Below are 4,257 nucleotides of genomic sequence, written 5' to 3'. Positions count from 1 at the left end.
CTTCCGCGTCGTCAGGGACCTGCGCTCCTAGGGCCGGCCCTCGGCCCGGCGCCGATCGCGTCCTGAGCCGGGCGACCGGGCCACGCTCGGGAGGGAGCATCGTCGGCCCGTGGCGTGCGGCGTCGGCGGTGCGGGCGTCGCCATGGCGTCTGGCCAGGGCAGGAGGGGCCAGCCAGGAGGGGCCAGCCAGGAGGGGCCCGCCAGGAACGGCCTGGCCGTCTCCCAACTGCCCGCCGCCGCTGGGAAGTTCGCCGGACGGTTCGAGCCTGGTACGCGGCCGGGCCCGCCCGCGGCGGCGGCGCGTGCTGGGTATCCGCACGCGGGGTAGCCGCCACCCCACCGGGCAGCCCGGAGCGCTACTTCGGCGGTGCGAAGAGGCGCTGGGCAGCCACCGCGGCGCCGCCACGCGCCCACTCCTCGAAGGGCAGCGGGCGGACCAGGAGGTCGCAGTCGGCGGCGGCGCCGAACGCGTGGGCGGCGAAGGTCTGCCGGATCTGCTCCTCGTACAGGTCGTACGACGCGACGCCCTCGCCCGAGATGATGATCCGCTCGGGGCCGACGAGGTTGGCGACCGAGGCGAGGGCCAGCCCCATCGCGTGGCCGGCCCGGGCGAAGACGGCGCGTACCTCGCGGTGGCCGCCGTGGGCGAGGCGGACCGCGCCCGCCATGTCGAGCCCCGGGTCGCCGGCCGCCTCCCGGGCCTGTTCGGTGATCGCGTGGCTGGAGGCGACCGCTTCCACGCAGCCGGTGTTGCCGCAGGTGCACACCCGGTCGGTGCCGCCGACCGGAAGGTGTCCGACCTCGCCCGACACCCCGTGTGCCCCGGACACCACCCGCCCGCCGATCGACAGGCCGCAGCCGATACCGGCGCCGACGGTGACCAGCGCGAAGGAGGACAGCCCGACTCCTGCGCCGAACCACTGCTCGGCGACGGTGAGGGCGCGCACGTCGTTCTCGATCACCGTCGGCGTGCCCGTCGCGGTCTCCACCAGCTGGGCGAGCGGCACCCGGCGCCAGTCGAGGAAGGGGGAGTACTGCACGGTGCCGGTCTGGCCGTCGACATCCCCGGAGATGGTGACGCCGACGCTGTGCACGTCGCCGTCCTGCTCCGCACCCGCGTCGGCGCGCAGCCGGGCGACGAGCCGGGCGATGGCGAGGACCACGGTGCCCACGTCGCGGGAGCGCAACGCGGCGCGGCCGGTGACCAGCGGGCGCGCGGTCAGGTCGGCGAGCACGCCGATCAACTCGTCCCCGGTGACCTTCACCCCGACGAAGCGGGCCCGGTCCGCGCGGACCGCGATCGGCACCGCGGGGCGGCCGGAGCCGCGCTCGCCGGCGGCGGCCGGGCTGTCCAGTTCGGCGATCCAGCCGTCGGACAGCAGGGGAGTGGCGACCTTCGTGACCGCACCCGGCGACAGGCCGGTCCTGCGGCCGACCTCGGCGCGGGTCAGCGGGCCGTGGATCAGCAGGGTCTGGAAGACCAGGGCCGCCGCGGGCGGCTGGTCGGCGAGCGTCATACCGAGACGATACATTTCCGAAGGAAACGAAGGAAGTTCTCTGCGGGGCTCGAAACGGGTCTGGGGTGGCCCCGGTGGGCCTGCGGATGCGGTGCGTCCCCGCGCCCTTTTGGCTATGCGCCGTTGTGGTGGGGGTGGGTTCCCGGCTGTCCGGCCGGTGGCCTGTTGCGCGTGCAATTCTCCCCCAGAGCCTCGCCTGGGAGGTACCCCCACGCGCCCCCTGGGATGTGCGGCTCCTGCCGCGGAAGAGCGGGAACCGAGCCCCGCACCCGGGTGCGAATATGTTGACGGCGGAAGGAAAACATCGCTAGATTCACGGCACTCCGCGCCCCGGGTGGTGGGACCTGCTCCGGGCGCGGGCCAACCCCTCCCCGCTTTCAGGCGGCCGACCGCGCACGCAGCCGCAGGGCCCCGATGGACCGGGGCCCGCGGTCGCGCGCGGTGAGGCCGGGATGGAGTACACCGATGACCCGTCCGGCAAGACCCCCACGGCGCTCGGGCACCCGAGGCACCCGGGTCCGCGTCCTTCCCCTGCTCGCCGTCACCGCGGCCACCGCCCTCGTGGCGGGCGTCGCCGTACCCGCTGCCGCGTCCGGGTCCGCGTCGGTGACCGCGTCCGCGGGCGCCGGCCACCACACCACCGCGCCCGTACTCGCCGCCAAGCCCTATATGGGATGGAGCAGTTGGAGCCTGGAGTCCACCAGCGCCCCCGGCTACGGCGGCGAGGCATGGCTGACAGAGGCGCATGTCCTGCAGCAGGCGGACGTGATGGCCTCGAAGCTGAAGCCGCACGGCTACGACTTCGTCAACCTCGATGCCGGCTGGAACGTCGACGCGGACGGCCACAACACCTCGGACGCGTACGGTCGTCCGGTCGGCGACCCCACGAAGTTCCCGCATGGCATGAAGTACGTCGGCGACCAACTCCACAAGAAGGGGCTGAAGTTCGGCGTCTACCTGGCGGTCGGCCTCTACATCGACGCGTACAACGACGGGAAGACCCCGGTCTACGGCGCCCCCGGCTGCACCACCAAGGACCTGGTCTACCCCGACCTGCGCAAGACCAGCGGCTGGGACAACGTGTCCTACCAGCTGGACTTCGACACCCCCTGCGCGAAGAAGTACATCGACTCCGTAGCCGACGAACTCGCCTCCTGGGGCGTGGACTTCCTCAAGATCGACGGTGTCGGGCCCGGCTCGGGACAGGGCGACGCCGCCCACGACAACATCCCCGACGTCCAGGCGTGGCACGCCGCGCTCCAGCGCACCGGCCGCCCCATCCAGCTCACGCTGTCCTGGTCGCTGAGCCACCCCCATGTCGCGACCTGGACGCAGAACGCCAACGGCTGGCGGGTGGACACCGACGTCGAGTGCTACTGCGCCACGCTCGCCACCTGGAACAACTCGGTCAAGCAGCGCTGGAACGACGTCGTGCAGTGGATACCCGACGCCGGCCCCGGCCACTGGAACAACCTGGACTCCGTCGATGTCGGCGACGGCGCGCTCGACGGCCTCACCGACGCCGAACGGCAGAGCTACGCCACGCTGTGGGCGATCGAGTCGGCCCCGTTCTACACCGGTGACGACCTCACCAAGCTCGACTCGTACGGCCTGTCGCTGCTGACCAACGACGAGGTCATCGCCGTCGACCAGGCCGGCCGCCCGGCCAAGCCGGTCAGCCAGGCCACCGACCAGCAGACCTGGTACGCCCGCAACGCCGACGGCAGCTACACGGTCGCGCTGTTCAACCTCGGCTCCGCCGCGGCCGGCGTGACCGCCGACTTCTCCGACCTGGGCATCAGCGGCACGGCGTCCGTCCGCGACCTGTGGAGCCACCGCAACCTCGGCTCCGCCGCCGGTCGGCTCACCGAGCAACTGCCCGCGCACGGCTCGCGGCTGTTCACGATCACCCCGAAGAACACCGGCAACGGCCCGGGCACCCCGCTCGCCGTGCACGGCACCGCGGCCACGGCGACCAGCGTCACGCTCGCCTGGGACCCGGTGAACGCGGGCGGGTCCGCGACGACCGGCTACACCGTCTACGCCGACGGCCGGAAGGCCGCCACGACCAGCGGCGCCGCCACCACCGCGACCGTCCGCGCTCTCACGGCCGGCGCCGGTCACTCCTTCACCGTCGTCGCCCATGACGCGCACGGCCGGACCTCCGCGCCCAGCAAGGCAGTTGCGGTCACCACGCCGGCCGCCGCAGGACCGGTGGCGTACGAGGCCGAGGCGCCCGGCAACACCCTGGCGGGCGGCGCGAGCGTCTCGGACTGCGCGGGCTGCTCCGGCGGGAAGAAGGTCGGCAACCTCGGGGGCACCGGCAACACGCTGACCTTCAACGGCGTGACCGCGCCCGCCGACGGCACCTACCTGATGCGACTGGACTACGTCGACGGCTCGTCGGGCCGCACGGCCGTGATCACCGTCAACGGCGCCTCCTTCCAGCTCCCGCTGGCCGGCACCAACGACAACGACTGGGGCGCCGCGCAGTCCGTGACCGTGCCGGTGCACCTCAAGGCGGGCGCGAACACCATCGGCTTCGGCAACCCCACCGACTACGCCTCCGACATCGACAAGATCACGCTCTGAGTCGCGGCCGGACCGGCTGACCCCGGCCGGCCCCGGCCCGTACAGCGACATCTGATACGAACGAGCGATGGCTCGGCCACCCCGGCCGGGCCATCGCATCGGTTCTGCCCCCGAACTCCGTCCCCTCGAACTCCGTCCCCTCGAACTC

Annotated in this window: 2 protein-coding genes; one reads left to right on the top strand and one right to left on the bottom strand. The window is 73.0% G+C overall.

From position 1 onward, the window contains the following. Positions 1 to 356 precede the first annotated feature (356 nt). Entirely contained in the window at positions 357 to 1,517 is a 1,161-nt protein-coding gene (locus AC13HU_RS33315; RefSeq protein ID WP_483045718.1) for an ROK family transcriptional regulator, read from the bottom strand. Between the two features lie 465 nt (positions 1,518 to 1,982). Here AC13HU_RS33315 and AC13HU_RS33310 point away from each other — a divergent pair, with 465 nt between their 5' ends. Further along, positions 1,983 to 4,109: a fibronectin type III domain-containing protein gene (locus AC13HU_RS33310; protein ID WP_483045717.1), complete on the top strand. Its 2,127-nt coding sequence runs from the start codon at positions 1,983 to 1,985 to the stop codon at positions 4,107 to 4,109. The last annotated feature ends 148 nt before the right edge of the window (positions 4,110 to 4,257 follow it).

The organism is Streptomyces sp. NH27 (assembly GCF_056859195.1).
Note: the sequence above shows the minus strand (reverse complement) of the source record. Positions and strands in the feature narration are given on the sequence as shown.

Bases quoted from the DNA above. Each gene is read 5' to 3' on its own strand.
- AC13HU_RS33315 (WP_483045718.1), bottom strand. From the start codon at position 1,517: ATGACGCTCGCCGACCAGCCGCCCGCGGCGGCCCTGGTCTTCCAGACC.
- AC13HU_RS33310 (WP_483045717.1), top strand. From the start codon at position 1,983: ATGACCCGTCCGGCAAGACCCCCACGGCGCTCGGGCACCCGAGGCACC.